The organism is Serratia sp. Sp408, assembly GCF_057180665.1.
This window is the reverse complement of sequence record NZ_JBXUFT010000004.1, coordinates 57,331-73,581: the sequence shown is the minus strand read 5'-3', so window position 1 is coordinate 73,581 and position 16,251 is coordinate 57,331. Positions and strand designations below refer to the sequence as shown.

Genomic DNA, 16,251 nt, shown 5'->3' with positions numbered 1-16,251 from the left:
CCGGCCAATAGCGATCTTGATCACAAAAAACGTTTCAGCCAGGCCGTTTGGCCGACTTTCCTGCACGTTGAAACAAATTGCGGCAAAAAACGCGTCTTGGCGGCTGTTCAGCGGCGACCGGGGTTGGCAAAATGCCTGAAAACAGCCTATATAACCATCCGCTGACGCTGCTTGCTGCGCACAGCGAAGGCTGGTGCACCCAATCATCTCCCCCTGCGACGCAGGGTTTATTGACAAGGGATCCCTGCATGCTGCATCCGCGCGCCACGACAATGCTGACCTTTGCTCTGCCTGCCATTATTATCGGCTCTGCCGCCAGTCTGGTGCTTATTCTGGTGATGAGAGTGGCCGCCGCGCTACAAAATACCCTGTGGTCACGGCTGCCCGCCCTGCTTAACGTGGATGTGCATTCGCCATGGTGGACCCTTGGCGTACTGACGCTCACCGGCGTTGCCGTCGGGTTGATTATTCGCTATATGCCCGGCCATGCCGGCCCGGATCCGGCCACCGAATCGCTGATCGGCTTGCCGATCCCGTTGTCGGCCATTCCCGGGCTGCTATTGGCGTTGCTGGCGGGTTTGGCCGGCGGCGTCAGTCTGGGGCCGGAAAACCCGATCACCGCCATCAATATTGCACTGGCAGCGGCACTCGGCGCTCGCCTGCTGCCAAAAGTCCCGCAGGTGGACTGGATTATCCTGGCGGCGGCCGGCACTATCGGCGCCCTGTTCGGCACGCCAGTGGCGGCGGCGCTGGTTTTCTCGCAAATGTTGGCCAGCAGCGGCGATGTTCCGTTGTGGGATCGGCTGTTCGCCCCGCTAATGGCGGCAGCGGCCGGCGCAGTGACTACGCAACTGTTCTTCACCCCCGATTTTTCTCTGCAATTGGCACCCTATGACGTCACGCGCCTGGCGGATATCTTCAGCGGCGCAGTGGTGGCGCTGATCGCCATCGCGCTCGGTATGGCGGCGCTATGGTGCTTCCCGCATCTGCATCGGATGTTCCATTCGTTGAAGCACCCGGTATTGGCGCTGGGATTGGCTGGCTTTCTGCTGGGCATGCTGGGACTGATCGGCGGCGACGTTACGCTGTTCAAAGGGGTAGACGAAATGAAGCGTCTGGCGGCCGGCGACGATGTTACCGTCAGCACGCTGCTGATCGTCACTCTGACCAAGCTGGCGGCGTTGGTGATTGCCGCAGCCAGCGGTTTTCGCGGCGGACGGATCTTCCCCGCGGTGTTTATCGGCGTTGCGCTTGGCCTGATGCTGCATCAACACGTACCGGCGGTGCCGGCGGCCATCACCGTTTCCTGCGCTATTATGGGGCTGGTGCTGGTGGTTTCACGTGACGGATGGCTCAGCCTGTTTATGGCTGCGGCAGTGGTACCGGATCTGCATCTGCTGCCGGTGTTGTGCATGGTTATGCTGCCCGCCTGGCTGATACTGGCGGGCAAGCCGCTGATGCTGATCTCGCAGCCGCGCCCGCCGCGCGAGCACGATGAATAGGTGCGCTCAGGCCAGCGCGTAATCCGCCGCCGCGCGGGCATGAATTTCCGTGGTGTCGAATACCGGCACCGAGGCGTCCTGTGCATTAACCAGCAGGCCGATTTCGGTACAGCCGAAGATAATGCCCTGTGCGCCCTGAAGCTCCAGATTGCCGATGATCCGCCGGTATTCGTCACGCGAAGCGGCGCTGATTTTCCCCAAACACAGTTCGTCGTAAATAATACGGTGGATAATGTCGCGATCGGCGGACACCGGCGTCACCACCTCGATGCCAAAACGCGCCTGCAGACGCCCACGATAAAAATCCTGTTCCATGGTAAAGCGCGTGCCCAACAGCCCGACGCGGCGCATATCTTGTTGACGTACCTGCAATGCGGTGGCATCGGCGATGTGGATCAGCGGTAAGCCGCTGGCCTGCTCAATGACATCTGCCACTTTGTGCATGGTGTTGGTACAGATGACGATGGCTTCTGCGCCAGCAGCACGCAGCGAGACTGCCGCCGCCGCCAACAGTTGCCCGGCGCCTTGCCAGTCTCCCTGATGTTGCAGACGTTCAATCTCATGGAAATCGACGCTGTACAGCACCAGCCTGGCTGAATGCAGGCCGCCCAGTTGCTGCTTGACCTGCTCGTTGATCATCCGGTAGTACGGAATGGTGGATTCCCAGCTCATTCCTCCCAGCAAACCCAGCACTTTCATTGGTTTCTCCTCACGGCTACGCGCTACATGTGACCAACCTTATCCGCGCGGCAGCGCGTTGACGATAGCTTATTTCACCGCCAGACGAGTGTCGACCCAACGCTGACGCAAAGTGTCATACAACCAGTTATAGGCCATGGTATACGGCAGGAAGAACAGGAAAAAACCCAGTTCCAGCATAAATGCCTGGACCAGCGTCAGGTTTAGCATAAACGCGGCAATCGGCACGCCAATCAGCACAAAGCCGGCTTCGAACCCGAACGCGTGCAATGCACGCACCTTCAGAGTACGCAGCACCCGGTTTACCGGCCACAGACGGTCAAAGACGGTGTTATAAATCATATTCCACAGCATGGCGACGCTGGACAGCATCACCGCCAGCGCCCCTACCTGCATCATCGAACGGTTCATCAACCATGCACCGATCGGCGCGCAAATCATCACCGCGATCGCCTCAAACCCTACCGCATGCACCACGCGTTCAGCGAAAGACTTGTTTTGCAATTGCATATATCACCTGACATTGATTGTTTATGAAAAAGTCAGGTGATTATCATCGACTTTTACCGTAGATTAAAAATAGGTTCCATCGATAAAATAGATACTTCATGCATTATTCACCGGAAGCATTACAGGCATTTGTCGAAGCAGCCGCGCTGGGGTCGTTTTCCGCCGCTGCGCGCAAGCTGCGCAAAAGCCAGTCCACCATCAGCACCGCGATCGCCAATCTGGAAGCTGACCTTGGCCTGACGCTGTTCGACAGGCAGGCTCGTCAGCCGGTGCTTACCGCCGCCGGGCGTAAAGTGCTGGGTCACGTGCAAGAGATCCTCGCCGCCAGCGAACGGTTGGATGCGTTAAGTATCCGCCTGGCCGATCGCATTGAACCCCGCTTGACGATCGTCTTTTCCGACACTTATCAACCCAATCATCACGACAGTTTGATGCGGCATTTTGAGCGTCGTTATCAGGACATTGAGCTGGAGTGCATGATTGCCGAAGGCGGTGACGTACTGGAGCTGTTACAGAGCGGCCGGGCGCATCTTGGCATGCTGGCGGTACAGCCGGCCTACCCGCCGGATATCGCGGTAGCCCGCCTGCCAGAGCAAACCGAAATGGGGATTTTTGTCGCTCGCGATCACCCCTTGGCACAGCTTGAGACGGTTTCGCAGGAACAATTGGCCAGCGACCGCCAGCTGTATCTCAATACCTATTCTGCCAATGCCAACAAACCGCAGGGACGCGTGTGGTCGGCGCCAAGTTATCTGATGCTGCTGGAAATGGCGGAGCAAGGCTTCGGCTGGGCGATTTTGCCGCACTGGCTGGTCAGGCAGTACGGTCAGGAGCGTTTGCAGCCGTTGCCGTTGCGCGGCTGGCCAATGCGCATTTCGGTCGACGCGGTGTGGTCACGTCTTACCCCACCGGGACCGGCGGGGTTTTGGCTACTGGAGCGCCTGCAGGAAAGCGCCGAGGATCAGGCGGCGGCATTACGCACCTGAATGGCCCGAGACACGCTGTCGAGCAGTTCCGGGATGTCCATCTTCGGCAATATCACCTCGATGAATGCCAGCCGATCGCAGTCGTTCACCTCACTCAGCGCAGCGCGTAACGACTCTGGTTCACTAACGCGCAACGTCTTCACGCGCTGTCCATCGCCCATCGCCTGCGGTAACAACGTCCAGTTCCAGGCGGCGATATCGTTATAACGCTGCTCTGGCCCATGAATGGCTCGCTCGACGGTATAACCATCATTATTCAGCAGGAAGACGATCGGCTTTTGCCCATCACGCAGCATCGACCCCAACTCCTGAGCCGTCAACTGGGCTGAACCATCGCCTATCAGCAATATTACTCGACGCTCCGGCTCCGCAGTCTGCGCGCCAAACGCCGCCGGCAGGGTATAGCCGATCGAGCCCCACAGCGGCTGCACGATAAAATGGCAACCCTGTGGCAACGTCAGCGCCGCAGCGCCAAAACTGGCGGTGCCCTGTTCCGCCAGCACGATATCGCCGGGACGCAGAAAATCCTGCACCTGCTGCCAGAAACCATGCTGATCGAGCCCGCCGCCATGCGATTGTGGCAATGGCGTGCGCGCAATGACGGGTAATGTCCAGTGCCGACACAGCGACAGCGTTAACTGATGCAGCGCGATCACCGCATCGCGCATCGGGATCTGACTGAATACCTGCTGGCCGACGCGTGCTTCAAACGGTTGGATATCAATGCATTTGTCCGCTGGCAAACTGTGGCTAAATCCGGCGGTAATGGTGTCAGTTAAACGCACACCGATACTGATGATCGCATCAGCGCCTTCGATCAACTGCTTGACCGGCGGGGCACTGGCTGCACCGGCATAGGTGCCGGTAAAAGCGGCGTGGGTTTCATCCAACACGCTTTTGCCCATTAGCAGCGTGGCATGAGGAATTGAAACTTCCTGCATCCATTGGCTCAGAGCTTGCTGCGCGCCAAAACGATCGGCGAGAAAATCCGCCAACAGCGATACCCGCTGTGCGGCTTGCAACTGTACGCGCGCCGCCTTGACAAAGGCCTGCAACGATGCGGCGGACAGATTGGGCTGTCGCAGCATCAACGGCGCCGGGCGTGAAGCCAGCGGAGCCTGCGCCACATCGCTTGGCAAGAGCAGATACACCGGCCGACGCTCAAACAGCGCGGTGGTCAGCAGCCGATCGATTTCTGCTTCGGCATTGGCCGCCGTCAGGCTGGCCTGCGCAATGGTGACCTCTTTGGCCATGCGGGCAAAATGGCCAAAATCGCCGTCACCCAGCGAATGATGCAACAGTTCCCCACTGCGCTGGCAACGCAGCGTGGGGGCGCCGACAATATGAATCACCGGCAGATATTCCGCATAACTGCCGGCAACGCCGTTGATCGCGCTGAGTTCACCCACGCCAAAAGTAGTCAGCATCGCGGCAGCGGGTTTGCAGCGGGCATAGCCATCCGCTGCATATGCCGCATTAAGCTCGTTGGCGCAACCAACCCAGGTCACCTGCGGATGATCGATCACATGATCGAGAAACTGCAAATTGTAATCACCGGGCACGCCAAACAAATGGCGAATACCCATCTGCGCCAATCGGTCGAGAAGATAGTTAGCCACCGTATAATTCTTACTCATGATATTTACCTGCCCGATGATAGGAATATTAGTATTTAGTATTGAATATCCCGGCGAAATTTCGAGCTTTATGGCAAATAACCACTTGGAAACCCTACTTTACATGGTTGCACCGGCATCAGGCAGCACGACCTGAGCATTAATCCACGTTATCTCCGCGCAAGTTAACGTGATCCGGACCGCAGGCAATCGTGGTGAAAACGCATACACTAAAACATGTCCCCCTCCCTTCAAGGCAGAGATTGATATGGTTTATCAGGCAGATGCTTCCCGTTATCACACCATGGAATACCGACGCTGCGGACGCAGCGGACTGAAATTGCCAGCGATATCATTGGGCTTATGGCATAACTTTGGCGATAACTCGCTGTATGACAACGCTCGCAACCTGGTGCGCCGCGCGTTCGATCTGGGCATTACCCATTTTGATCTGGCCAATAACTACGGGCCGCCCCCCGGCTCTGCCGAAGCGGTTTTTGGCCGCATCCTGCATGCCGATCTGCGCGCCTATCGCGATGAACTGATCGTGTCATCAAAAGCCGGTTACACCATGTGGCCAGGCCCGTATGGCGACTGGGGTTCAAAAAAATACCTGGTCGCCAGCCTCGATCAAAGCCTGCAACGGCTGGGGCTGGATTATGTGGATATCTTTTATCATCACCGACCGGATCCCGATACGCCGCTGGAAGAAACCATGGCGGCGCTGGATTTACTGGTGCGGCAAGGCAAGGCGCTGTATGTCGGCCTGTCGAATTATCCGGCTGAACGGGCACGCGAGGCATTCGCCCTGCTGCAACAGCTTGGCACGCCCTGTGTGATCCACCAGCCCAGATACTCAATGTTCGAGCGCAGTATTGAAGCGGAGCTGCTGGACACGCTGGCTGACCATGGCGTGGGGTCCATTGCCTTTTCTCCGCTGGCGGGCGGCGTGCTGACCGACCGCTATTTGCACGGCATACCGCAAGATTCGCGGGCTGCCGGCGACAGCAAGTTCCTCCAGCCAGAGCAACTGACCGAAGAAAAGCTGGCAAAAGTGCGCCGTCTCAATGCATTGGCCGAGCAGCGTGGACAAAAGCTGTCTCAGATGGCGCTGGCCTGGGTGCTGCGTAACGATCGTGTGACCTCGGTGTTGATCGGCGCCAGTAAAACCAGCCAAATAGAAGATGCGGTCGGCATGCTGGCCAATCGCAACTTCAGCCCACAGGAAATCGCCGCAATCGACGCCATTCTTCTGTAAACGATTACACCCCGTCGTTCTAACGCCTGCCGGGGTGTGATTTTACTTTAGATAAATCTTAATTCGTTGCCACAGCGTGGTTTTCAGAATCTCCCTCAGATTCTTTATACGTCGATAGCGATAACATGCTGACAGATTAACTATAAGGCCGGTTTACCTCCCCGCAGGGCATCAAGCGAGCACAGGCTACGCGTGACGGGCATACGGGAATTTTTGCACGGTGAGCCGCCAACAGGAGAAAGCATGTTTAAACCTCTGCTACTGGCCGCTATCTTAGTGGCAACCACAGCCCCACTGGCGCAACAGGCGCAGGCCGAAGGCCTCAACATTGATTTGATGCCCGGCGTTTCATTACGCATAGGCGATCAGGATCGACGCGGCAATTATTGGGATGGCCATGACTGGCGCGATCGTGACTGGTGGGAAAACCACCGTGGGCGTTATCAGGGCGAACGCAGCCGCCGGGGATATTACTGGGACGGCTATCGCTGGCGTGACGGCGACTACTGGCGCAAAAATTACTATTACCATGATGGTCGCTATCGCAAATACGATAAGCACCATTATAAAAAGCATCATAAACACAAGCACCGTCATCACGACCACGACGACGATTAAATGCAAAAGGGCGCGATTTCGCGCCCTTTCAGCTAGCGCCAAGCGGTTAGAACAGACTGCTTACCAGCAGATAGCCATTCAGCCCCACCACGATCAATACGATCAGCCACCCGATATTCTGTATGGATCTACTGTTAACCAGATCCCCCATCAGTTCCCGGTTACCGGTGAAACGCAGCAGTGGTACCAACGCTAACGCGATACCAAAGCTCAACAACACCTGGCTGAGCACCAGGATACGCGTAGCATCCATACCCAGCAGGATCACGATAAACGACGGCAGCATGGTCACCACGCGCCGCACCCACAGTGGAATATAGAAACGCACGAACCCCTGCATGACCACCTGCCCCGCCAACGTGCCAACCACGGTGGAAGAGAGTCCCGCCGCCACCAGGCTAAGACCGAATACCGTTGCAGCGGCGTGCCCCAGCAACGGTTGCAAGGTCAGGTAGGCTTGATCAAGATCGGCGATGCCGCTATGGCCGCTAAAGTGGAATGCCGCAGCGGCGGTAGCCATCATCGCCAGGTTGACAAAACCGGCGATGGTCATGGCAATCGCCACGTCTACCTTGGTTGATGCATAACGTTCCGCCTGCGAATTTTTACCGGCGGTTTGCGTCAACGAAGAGTGCAGATAGATCACGTGCGGCATAATGGTGGCGCCAAGCACGCCGGCCGCCAGAAACACCGCATCGCCGTTAGGCAGGTCGGGAATGGCCATGCCTTTGATAAGCCCGCTCAACTGCGGCTGCGAGAATACCAGCTCGACGATGTAGGCGGCGGCAACGAACAGCAGCAGGCCGCCGATCACCAGTTCCAGCGGTTTCTGCCCACGTTTTTGCAGCATCAGGATCAGGAAGGTGGCGATACCGGTCAGCACCGCGCCTTCAAGCAGGGTGACGCCGAGCAGCAGTTTAAAGCCGATCGCCGCACCGATAAATTCGGCCAAATCCGTAGCCATGGCGATGATTTCCGCCTGAACCCAATAGGCCCATACTGCCGGCCGCGGAAAACGGTCGCGGATATGTTCGGCCAGGTTCTTGCCAGTGGCGATGCCGAGCTTGGCAGACAATAGCTGGATTAACATCGCCATGATGTTGGCCCACACCACTACCCACAACAGTTTGTAGCCAAAGGAAGCGCCGGATTGGATGTTGGTGGCAAAGTTACCGGGATCGATATAGCCGATGGCGGCGATAAACGCCGGGCCCATCAAAGAAAGTTTGATCTTCCTGGACGGGCGGTTGGTGGAGGTAGAAGTAACCGCACGGCTGTTCAACATATCGTTTAGCCCTTACTCATATTAAGCTTACCGTAATCATAACAAAATGATAATAATTATCAATTGCATTTAGAGAGGTGATGCTTATCCCTGTGATAGACGGCGACGAAGGCTTTACGAACATATCGCAGCTATTTCAACAAGTTTCTTGCCGCTGGCGTTGGCCAGAAACAGAACGAAGTACGCCTGAAAATCAAATTAGCACAAAAATGCTACCAATGGGTGAAATTATTAACATCTTGATTTGGAGTGCTTTACTGGACTACTTTAAGAAGAATCCCACTCTCAGTTTCTATATTTGCAATCGAAGTCTCGTTTTTAAACGCAGCGTTACATAGAATGACAACCGAAATTCAGCCTGCCTCAAATTTGGAGCAAACATGTCCCATATTGCGCACTTTGCGTTGGCGTTAGTGGTGGTAACGATTTTGGCATTGCTGGTATGCCGCGATCGCAAAAGCATCCGCATTCGCTATGTTATTCAATTATTGGTTATCGAAGTATTATTGGCCTACTTTTTCCTGCATTCGGAAGCGGGCCTGGGCTTCGTCAAAGGGTTCGCCGCCCTGTTTGATAAACTCCTTGGATTTGCAGGACAAGGGACTGATTTTGTCTTCGGCGGTATGGGCGACAAAGGGTTGGCGTTCTTCTTCCTGAAGGTACTGTGCCCTATCGTGTTCATTTCTGCGCTGATTGGCATACTGCAATACATCAAGGTGCTGCCATTTGTGATCCGCATCATCGGTACCGTCCTGTCCAAGGTAAACGGTATGGGCAGGCTGGAGTCATTCAACGCCGTCAGCTCACTGATTCTCGGTCAGTCGGAAAACTTTATTGCCTATAAAGACATTCTGGGCAAGATGTCGGAAAAGCGCATGTACACCATGGCGGCAACCGCGATGTCGACGGTCTCCATGTCGATCGTCGGCGCCTACATGACCATGCTGGATGCCAAATTCGTGGTAGCGGCGCTGGTGCTCAACATGTTCAGTACCTTTATCGTGCTGTCGTTGGTCAACCCGTACGACACCAGTAGCGAAGAAGAACTGCACCTCGGCAATCTGCATGAAGGCCAAAGCTTCTTTGAAATGCTGGGTGAATATATTCTGGCAGGTTTTAAAGTTGCAATAATCGTTGCCGCAATGCTGATCGGCTTTATCGCCCTGATCGCCGCACTCAACGGCCTGTTCAGCGCCATCTTCGGTCTGAGCTTCCAGGAGATCCTCGGCTACTTCTTCTATCCATTTGCCTGGATTATGGGTATCCCTAAACACGAAGCGCTGCAGGTTGGCAGCATCATGGCGACCAAACTGGTTTCCAACGAATTCGTGGCGATGATGGAATTGCAGAAAGTCTCGGCTGAACTGTCGCCACGCAGTCTGGGCATTCTGTCGGTATTCCTGGTGTCCTTCGCCAACTTCTCTTCTATCGGTATCGTTGCCGGTGCGATTAAGGGCTTGAACGAGCATCAGGGCAACGTGGTTTCGCGCTTCGGCCTGAAACTGGTGTACGGCTCTACGCTAGTGAGCATTCTGTCCGCGTCGATCGCCGGCCTGGTTCTGGGCTAAGCCTAGCCCACCGTCAAGCCTCCCATGCCGCTCAGTTGACGCTGAGCGGCATTTTTTATGCCTGTCGCAGAGGATTGAGATTCCTGAACCGTTCGGCAGGCAATGGCGCGTGATGCCATCGCGTTCCGCCAGCGTCGTGAGTCAGACAGCAGAAAAGCAAAAAGCCGACCCAGAGGTCGGCTTTTTAAATGGTGGTGGAGCTAAGCGGGATCGAACCGCTGACCTCTTGCATGCCATGCAAGCGCTCTCCCAGCTGAGCTATAGCCCCACAAAATGTGGTACGCATTAACCGGCGTTACGGTATCAACCAACCTTACTGAGATAAAGGTTGGTGGAGCTAGACGGGATCGAACCGTCGACCTCTTGCATGCCATGCAAGCGCTCTCCCAGCTGAGCTATAGCCCCATTCCACAAACACTTTGTGCCGTGAACGGGGCGCATAATATGAAACCCGGCAAACCCTGTCAACGGCTAATTTGCATTACTCGATCAAGCGCTGAAAAAGCCGCCAAATCAGCACGTTTATCGCTACAAAACGCCCTGAAGCGCTGAAAAACTCGGCAATCATCCGGCATAAAAAAACCCCGCGAATCTCCTCGCGGGGCTGTGTATGGACGAGCAATCGCAGGCTAGACGTCTGATTACTGCCAGCTCACCCGGCCGAAAGGCCTGAGCAAAAGGCAACCCAGTCGCTGCCTGGCACCAGATACGGCTATCAGGCCTGTGCTTCGCGCTCGGCAATATAGGCCAGTGCCTGATCGATACGCTTCAGGCTGCGCGCCTGGCCGATGGCATGAACGGTAACGTCCATGCCCGGCGACTGACCGGCGCCGGTGACGGCCACGCGTAATGGCATGCCCACTTTGCCCATGCCAACACCCAGTTGATCTGCCGTGCCCTGAATGGCGTTATGCACATTTTCCGGCGTCCATTCGGTGATGGCAGCCAGATTGACGCGCACCGCTTCCAACGGCTGGCGAGCCACCGGCCGCAAATGTTTCTTCGCCGCATCGGCATCAAACTCGCTGAAGTCTTCGTAGAAATAGCGGCAGGCAGCGGCCATTTCCTTCAGCGTCTTGCAACGCTCGCCCAGCAGTTTGACGATATCCTTCAGTTCCGGTCCGTTGCGCGTTTCGATGCCCTGCTGTTCAACGTGCCATGCCAGATGCACTGCCACCTGTTCCGCCGGCATATGGTTAATGTAGTGATGGTTTAACCATTGCAGCTTTTCGGTGTTGAAGGCGCTGGCGGACTTGCTGATGTCATTCAGCGAGAAGAACTGCTTCATTTCATCAATGGTGAAGATTTCCTGATCGCCATGGGACCAGCCCAGACGCACCAGATAGTTCAGCAACGCTTCAGGCAGGTAGCCATCATCGCGGTATTGCATTACGCCGACCGCGCCGTGACGTTTGGACAGCTTTTTGCCGTCATCACCCAGGATCATCGATACGTGCGCGTATTCCGGCACTGGCGCACCCAGCGCCTTCAGGATGTTGATCTGGCGCGGCGTGTTATTGATATGGTCTTCGCCACGGATCACGTGAGTGATTTCCATATCCCAGTCGTCGACCACCACGCAGAAATTGTAGGTCGGTGAACCGTCGGTACGCCGGATGATCAAATCATCCAGTTCCTGGTTGCTGAATTCGATTGGCCCGCGGATTTGATCGTCGAAAATCACCGCACCATCTTGCGGGTTACGGAAACGCACCACGTGTGGCTCATCGGCGGTGTGGCTGCACTGGCTGTCGCGGCAGTGACCGTCGTAACGCGGCTTTTCGCCGTTTTCCATCTGTTTTTCGCGCAGCGCTTCCAAACGCTCTTTGGAGCAGTAGCAACGGTAAGCGGTGCCCTGCTCGAGCATCTCGTCAATCACGCCGTTGTAGCGATCGAAACGTTTGGTCTGATAATACGGGCCTTCATCCCAATCCAGGTTCAGCCAGTTCATCCCATCCATAATGGCGTCGATAGCATCCTGGGTGGAACGCTCCAGATCGGTATCTTCGATGCGCAGAACGAACTCGCCGCCGGCGTGGCGACTGAACAGCCAGGAATAAAGCGCAGTACGCGCGCCGCCGACGTGCAGGTAGCCGGTTGGGCTCGGTGCAAAACGGGTTTTGATTTTCATTGGGATCACTGCCTTATTACGCAACGCGTGTCAGCGGGTGCCGACGATTGCTCGGAATTGAAAAAAGTGGGCAACATTGTATCACCACGTGCTAATTCCTCAACGCCGACACGGCATCAGCCGGTGCTATTTCATCAATGTTACGCCGTTTTTCACATAACAATGAGCAAAGAAACGGCAGCGCTGGCGATAAATATCGCATCCTGTTTAAATTTGCGGCGAACGATTGAAATCATTTTAAAAACCGTTGACTCACTTTCAACTATCCCTATAATGCGACTCCAACAAGACGGGGCGATTAGCTCAGTTGGTAGAGCATCTCCTTTACACGGAGGGGGTCGGCGGTTCGAGCCCGTCATCGCCCACCATCTTGTTAAGCAGTGAGAAAAATGAGGGTGATTAGCTCAGTTGGTAGAGCATCTCCTTTACACGGAGGGGGTCGGCGGTTCGAGCCCGTCATCACCCACCATCATTCTCTCGCTGATGCAGTATCCGGAAGTCCTGAAGTGGGTGATTAGCTCAGTTGGTAGAGCATCTCCTTTACACGGAGGGGGTCGGCGGTTCGAGCCCGTCATCACCCACCACTTCTGCGGGTCGTTAGCTCAGTTGGTAGAGCAGTTGACTTTTAATCAATTGGTCGCAGGTTCGAATCCTGCACGACCCACCAATTAAGAAAAAAGCGCCTTTAGGCGCTTTTTTTGCATTTGAGCTCGGCGTAATCTCGAACGCCGACCTACTAACCGCTCTCTTTAGGCGCTTCTTTTCATTTATACACCAGACAACAATAAGGCGCTGCACGCAGCGCCTTGATTATCCCATCACCACGCCGGCATCAGGCCGCCAGCGTTGCGCCACCGTCAATCACAATATCCTGCATGGTAATATGGCTGGCCAGATCCGACGCCAGAAACAGAATCGCGTTAGAGACTTCCTGCGGCTGCGCTATTTTCCCCAGCGGAATACCGAGTTTAAACTGCTGCGGGAAGCCTTGAATGGTCTTCTGCTCGCCGGTTTCATCCTGCCACATGCCGCGCTGCATCGGCGTATTGGTTGAACCCGGCGATACCATGTTCGATCGCACGCCGAACTCGGCCATTTCCAGACCCACGGTTTGGCACAGGCTGCGCAATGCGGCCTTTGAGGCGCAATATGCCGCCATGCCTACGCGCGGTACATGCGCCGCATTGGAAGCAATGCTGACGATCGCGCCGCGCCGCTGACGGCGAAATACCGGCAATGCATGGCGGAACATGTTAAACGCTCCGCCGGCATTGACATTGAGGCATGCCATCCAGTCCGCCGAACTGGTTGCATCGGTCAGCCCCATACGCAAAATACCCGCGCCGTTGACCAACACATCCAACTCCCCTTGCTCTGCCAACAGGCGGGTACAAACGCCATCCACCGCCTCACCGTCGGCAATGTCCAGCACTTCGCAGCGGAACGGATACTCCCGCTGATCAAACCGCAGGTCAAACCCCACCACCTCCGCCCCGGCAGCAACAAAGTCCAGCGCGGTTTGCAGACCGATACCGGCACCGGCGCCGGTTACCCACACCCGTTTGCCGTTAAAATCCCACCCGCTCATCACGCCTTCTCCCCGGAAAGCAACGCCCACCAACTGTCGATGGTTGGGCTTTTCGCCAGCGCGATAAAATCGATATCGCTGCGGATCTTGCGCCAGCGGGTCGCCAGTTCCATGATACGCACCGAATCCAGACCATAGTCGATCAGGTTTTCGTCGTTGGCCATATCGTCACTGTCTTCGTCCAATAGCGGCAGTATCTGCTGACGCAGCGCATCCTTGCTGGCGATGCCCGGCAGCAGATCGGCGGTAGCCACCACCCGCCCGCAGCGACCGGCAGTGTAGCGCAGCGCCATTAAGTGTTCATCGCGGGAAAAGTCCGCCAACCCATCGGCCACCATAAATGGCTTGATGTTGCGCATAAAGGCGTCAATTGCCGTTGTCAGGCAGCCGATGTGCGCATACACACCGCAAATAATCAGTTGATCGCGGCCTGACTCCTGCAAAATGTCTTGCAGCGGCGAGCGATGGAAGGCGCTGTAACGCCATTTCACCAATACGGTATCGTCAGCGTCTGGCGCCAGCGCGGCAACCACCGCCTGCTGTTCCGGATGTTTGTTCAGCCCCGGCCCCCACATGTCATTCAACAATGCGCGATCTTCGGCGCTCTGCTCATTGGGTTGTGCGGTATAAAACACTGGAATACCTTGTGCCTTGCAATAGCGACGCAGGTTGGCGATGTTGTCCACCACCTGCTTGATCAGCGCGCTGTCCTCGCCCCAAAAATTCAGGAAATACTGCTGCATATCGTGGATCAGCAGCGCGGCGCGTTGTGGTTCGAACGCCCAGTTGACCTTGTTGGCCGGCATTTCAGCTGCCGTTGGCAGCGCATAATCATTAAGTTTAGGAATGGCCATCGTTCAATCTCCCTGGACCTGAGTCGGTTGCTGCGCCTCCAGGCGCTGGCGCAGCAGTTTTTTGTCTACTTTGCCGACCGGCGTCAGCGGCAGGCTTTCCACCTGGACAAAACGGTCTGGCAATTTAAATTCCGCCACGCCCTGCGCACGCAGATGGCGCCGCAGCGCCACCGGCTTAAGCGTCTCGCTGGCAATAACGTAGGCGCAACTTTTCTCGCCCATCAGCGCATCCGGCATGGAAACCAGCGCGGCGTTAATCACCGCCGGATGACGTAGCAGCAGGTTTTCGATTTCTTCGGCGGCAATTTTCTCGCCGCCGCGATTGATCTGGTCCTTCTGCCGACCTTCGACGCAAAGATAGCCGTCTTCGGTCAGGCGAATCAGATCGCCGGAACAGTAAAAACCGTTCTCGTCGAAGGCTTCGGCATTGTGCTGCGGGCTTTGATAGTAGCCGCGGAAAGTATAAGGGCCGCGCGTCATCAGGCGACCAGTCTGCCCAACCGGCAACGGATTGCCGTCGTCGTCCGCCACCCAGACCTCGTCATCGGGCGACATCGGGCAGCCCTGGGTAGTAAGAATGTGCTGCCGATCGTCATCCAGTCGAGTGTAGTTAACCAGCCCTTCCGCCATGCCGAACACCTGCTGCAACTGGCAGCCGATTTCAGCGGGAATGCGTGCCGCCAGCGTTTCACCCAGTTTGGCGCCGCCAACCTGCAACAGTTTCAAGCTGGTCAACTGCTGGTTGCCGCCCCACTCTTCGATCGCCTGCAGCCACAGCGTGACCGCCGGAGGCACCAGCGCAGTAACGTTGATCCGGTGCTGTTCAATCAGCGTGAAGCACTGGGCCGCATCCGGATCGGCGGCAAACACCGCCACCCCACCGGCATACAACACCCCCAGCACGCCGGGTGAACTCATCGGATAGTTGTGCGCCACCGGCAGCGCGCACAGATAGCGCGTGTGCCGATCAAAATGGCAGATTTCCACGCTGCGGCGGATGCTGTAGTAATAATCGTTGTGAGTACGCGGGATCAGTTTCGGCGTGCCGGTACTGCCGCCGGAAAGCTGGAAAAACGCCACCCGATCGGCGGCAGACGGCGTGGCGCAAAAGCCTGCGCTGTCTTCGGCCAGCATCTGCGACAACGCCTGCGCGCCGTGCGGCTGATTACGCAACGCCACCACGCGCAGCGACGGATGCTGCTGACGGAACTCGGCCAGGAAATCATCGTTGGCGAACAGACCGTGCAGGCGATCGGCGATCAACACTGCCGGCTTGATCTGCGACGCATAGGCATGCAGCTCGCTGCGCTGATGGCTGAACAGCGCATTTACCGGCGCCACGCCGATTTTCAGCAGGGCAAAGAAGGTGACGTAAAATTCAACCACGTTGCCCAACTGCACCAGCGCGGTTTCGCCGGGTTGTACGCCACGGCGCAGCAGTGCCGCCGCCAGACGATCCGACCGCTGGTGCAATTGGCGATAGCTGAGGCTGGCGACCGCATCCACCAACGCGATATCGTCGTTATCAGCCTGGCGGGCGAGGATGTCGGTCAGGGGCAGATCAAGCCAATAACCGCGCTCACGATAACGCCGGGCAAAGACCTCCGGCCAGGGCGTAAAAGCAATGCTCATGTTT

The 16,251-nt window shown here is 56.5% G+C and carries 13 protein-coding genes and 6 tRNA genes; 9 read left to right on the top strand and 10 right to left on the bottom strand.

Translation table 11 applies throughout. The features are described 5' to 3' along the window. The first annotated feature begins 248 nt into the window (after window positions 1–248). Window positions 249–1,502 (top strand): ion channel protein, encoded by a 1,254-nt coding sequence (locus AC2AXP_RS14365; protein ID WP_198773493.1) that lies wholly within the window; start codon window positions 249–251, stop codon window positions 1,500–1,502. Window positions 1,503–1,508: 6 nt separating this feature from the next. Here AC2AXP_RS14365 and AC2AXP_RS14360 read toward each other — a convergent pair whose 3' ends face one another. Both AC2AXP_RS14360 and AC2AXP_RS14355 read right to left on the bottom strand, forming a co-directional pair. After that, window positions 1,509–2,201, bottom strand: a complete 693-nt coding sequence (locus tag AC2AXP_RS14360; protein WP_004960232.1) for an aspartate/glutamate racemase family protein — start codon at window positions 2,199–2,201, stop codon at window positions 1,509–1,511. 69 nt (window positions 2,202–2,270) lie between these two features. Further along, the gene (locus tag AC2AXP_RS14355) at window positions 2,271–2,711 is read right to left on the bottom strand and encodes a multidrug/biocide efflux PACE transporter (RefSeq protein WP_198773494.1); all 441 of its coding nucleotides are present in this window, start codon (window positions 2,709–2,711) and stop codon (window positions 2,271–2,273) included. A gap of 98 nt (window positions 2,712–2,809) precedes the next feature. Between AC2AXP_RS14355 and AC2AXP_RS14350 the strand changes: the two genes are divergently transcribed. Then, window positions 2,810–3,697: a LysR family transcriptional regulator gene (locus AC2AXP_RS14350; protein WP_004960227.1), complete on the top strand. Its 888-nt coding sequence runs from the start codon at window positions 2,810–2,812 to the stop codon at window positions 3,695–3,697. On the opposite strand, the gene AC2AXP_RS14345 is transcribed toward AC2AXP_RS14350, so the two are convergent. Then, window positions 3,673–5,334 (bottom strand): alpha-keto acid decarboxylase family protein, encoded by a 1,662-nt coding sequence (locus AC2AXP_RS14345; protein ID WP_198773495.1) that lies wholly within the window; start codon window positions 5,332–5,334, stop codon window positions 3,673–3,675. The genes AC2AXP_RS14350 and AC2AXP_RS14345 overlap by 25 nt on opposite strands. 247 nt (window positions 5,335–5,581) lie before the next feature. On the opposite strand from AC2AXP_RS14345, the gene mgrA reads away from it, so the two are divergent. Beyond that, window positions 5,582–6,571, top strand: coding sequence for an L-glyceraldehyde 3-phosphate reductase (gene mgrA, locus AC2AXP_RS14340; protein WP_004960218.1), 990 nt, complete (start codon window positions 5,582–5,584; stop codon window positions 6,569–6,571). Window positions 6,572–6,814: 243 nt separating this feature from the next. Then, entirely contained in the window at window positions 6,815–7,189 is a 375-nt protein-coding gene (locus AC2AXP_RS14335) for a DUF2502 domain-containing protein (protein WP_004960215.1), read from the top strand. 46 nt (window positions 7,190–7,235) lie between these two features. Here AC2AXP_RS14335 and AC2AXP_RS14330 read toward each other — a convergent pair whose 3' ends face one another. After that, window positions 7,236–8,474 (bottom strand): Nramp family divalent metal transporter, encoded by a 1,239-nt coding sequence (locus AC2AXP_RS14330; RefSeq protein WP_004960212.1) that lies wholly within the window; start codon window positions 8,472–8,474, stop codon window positions 7,236–7,238. 380 nt (window positions 8,475–8,854) lie between these two features. Between AC2AXP_RS14330 and AC2AXP_RS14325 the strand changes: the two genes are divergently transcribed. Beyond that, complete coding sequence (locus AC2AXP_RS14325; protein WP_004960209.1) at window positions 8,855–10,042, top strand: NupC/NupG family nucleoside CNT transporter; 1,188 nt, start codon at window positions 8,855–8,857, stop codon at window positions 10,040–10,042. A 192-nt stretch (window positions 10,043–10,234) separates the two neighbouring features. Here the strand turns inward: AC2AXP_RS14325 and AC2AXP_RS14320 are convergent. From AC2AXP_RS14320 to gltX, 3 genes are all read right to left on the bottom strand, one after another. Then, window positions 10,235–10,310: transfer RNA gene (locus AC2AXP_RS14320), tRNA-Ala, on the bottom strand. A 61-nt stretch (window positions 10,311–10,371) separates the two neighbouring features. Beyond that, window positions 10,372–10,447 (bottom strand) — tRNA-Ala (locus AC2AXP_RS14315). A 310-nt stretch (window positions 10,448–10,757) separates the two neighbouring features. Further along, a complete protein-coding gene (gene gltX / locus AC2AXP_RS14310; protein WP_198773496.1) occupies window positions 10,758–12,173 on the bottom strand; it encodes a glutamate--tRNA ligase in 1,416 nt (471 codons plus the stop codon). Between the two features lie 292 nt (window positions 12,174–12,465). On the opposite strand from gltX, the gene AC2AXP_RS14305 reads away from it, so the two are divergent. The 4 genes from AC2AXP_RS14305 (at window position 12,466) to AC2AXP_RS14290 (ending at window position 12,840) form a co-directional block, all read left to right on the top strand. Continuing rightward, a tRNA-Val gene (locus AC2AXP_RS14305) sits at window positions 12,466–12,541 on the top strand. 25 nt (window positions 12,542–12,566) lie between these two features. Further along, window positions 12,567–12,642: transfer RNA gene (locus AC2AXP_RS14300), tRNA-Val, on the top strand. A gap of 39 nt (window positions 12,643–12,681) precedes the next feature. Further along, window positions 12,682–12,757 (top strand) — tRNA-Val (locus tag AC2AXP_RS14295). A gap of 7 nt (window positions 12,758–12,764) precedes the next feature. Further along, window positions 12,765–12,840, top strand: a tRNA-Lys gene (locus AC2AXP_RS14290). Window positions 12,841–13,005: 165 nt separating this feature from the next. Here the strand turns inward: AC2AXP_RS14290 and dhbA are convergent. The 3 genes from dhbA to AC2AXP_RS14275 are packed head-to-tail and all read right to left on the bottom strand — an operon-like array spanning window position 13,006 to window position 16,247. Then, window positions 13,006–13,761 carry a 2,3-dihydro-2,3-dihydroxybenzoate dehydrogenase gene (dhbA, locus tag AC2AXP_RS14285; protein WP_198773497.1) on the bottom strand — a complete coding sequence of 252 codons (756 nt, stop codon included), beginning with the start codon at window positions 13,759–13,761 and terminating at the stop codon, window positions 13,006–13,008. After that, window positions 13,761–14,615 carry an isochorismatase gene (locus tag AC2AXP_RS14280; RefSeq protein ID WP_004960204.1) on the bottom strand — a complete coding sequence of 285 codons (855 nt, stop codon included), beginning with the start codon at window positions 14,613–14,615 and terminating at the stop codon, window positions 13,761–13,763. Before AC2AXP_RS14280 ends, dhbA begins: the two co-directional genes overlap by 1 nt. Before the next feature lie 3 nt (window positions 14,616–14,618). Further along, complete coding sequence (locus AC2AXP_RS14275; RefSeq protein WP_004960203.1) at window positions 14,619–16,247, bottom strand: (2,3-dihydroxybenzoyl)adenylate synthase; 1,629 nt, start codon at window positions 16,245–16,247, stop codon at window positions 14,619–14,621. Between the last annotated feature and the right edge of the window lie 4 nt (window positions 16,248–16,251).

What these genes read in the sequence shown, in the direction of transcription:
- AC2AXP_RS14355 (WP_198773494.1), bottom strand. Translation starts at nt 2,711, where the DNA reads ATGCAATTGCAAAACAAGTCTTTCGCTGAACGCGTGGTGCATGCGGTA.
- AC2AXP_RS14280 (WP_004960204.1), bottom strand. Translation starts at nt 14,615, where the DNA reads ATGGCCATTCCTAAACTTAATGATTATGCGCTGCCAACGGCAGCTGAA.
- gltX (WP_198773496.1), bottom strand. Translation starts at nt 12,173, where the DNA reads ATGAAAATCAAAACCCGTTTTGCACCGAGCCCAACCGGCTACCTGCAC.
- AC2AXP_RS14360 (WP_004960232.1), bottom strand. Translation starts at nt 2,201, where the DNA reads ATGAAAGTGCTGGGTTTGCTGGGAGGAATGAGCTGGGAATCCACCATT.
- dhbA (WP_198773497.1), bottom strand. Translation starts at nt 13,761, where the DNA reads ATGAGCGGGTGGGATTTTAACGGCAAACGGGTGTGGGTAACCGGCGCC.
- AC2AXP_RS14335 (WP_004960215.1), top strand. Translation starts at nt 6,815, where the DNA reads ATGTTTAAACCTCTGCTACTGGCCGCTATCTTAGTGGCAACCACAGCC.
- AC2AXP_RS14350 (WP_004960227.1), top strand. Translation starts at nt 2,810, where the DNA reads ATGCATTATTCACCGGAAGCATTACAGGCATTTGTCGAAGCAGCCGCG.
- AC2AXP_RS14330 (WP_004960212.1), bottom strand. Translation starts at nt 8,474, where the DNA reads ATGTTGAACAGCCGTGCGGTTACTTCTACCTCCACCAACCGCCCGTCC.
- AC2AXP_RS14325 (WP_004960209.1), top strand. Translation starts at nt 8,855, where the DNA reads ATGTCCCATATTGCGCACTTTGCGTTGGCGTTAGTGGTGGTAACGATT.
- AC2AXP_RS14275 (WP_004960203.1), bottom strand. Translation starts at nt 16,247, where the DNA reads ATGAGCATTGCTTTTACGCCCTGGCCGGAGGTCTTTGCCCGGCGTTAT.
- AC2AXP_RS14345 (WP_198773495.1), bottom strand. Translation starts at nt 5,334, where the DNA reads ATGAGTAAGAATTATACGGTGGCTAACTATCTTCTCGACCGATTGGCG.
- AC2AXP_RS14365 (WP_198773493.1), top strand. Translation starts at nt 249, where the DNA reads ATGCTGCATCCGCGCGCCACGACAATGCTGACCTTTGCTCTGCCTGCC.
- mgrA (WP_004960218.1), top strand. Translation starts at nt 5,582, where the DNA reads ATGGTTTATCAGGCAGATGCTTCCCGTTATCACACCATGGAATACCGA.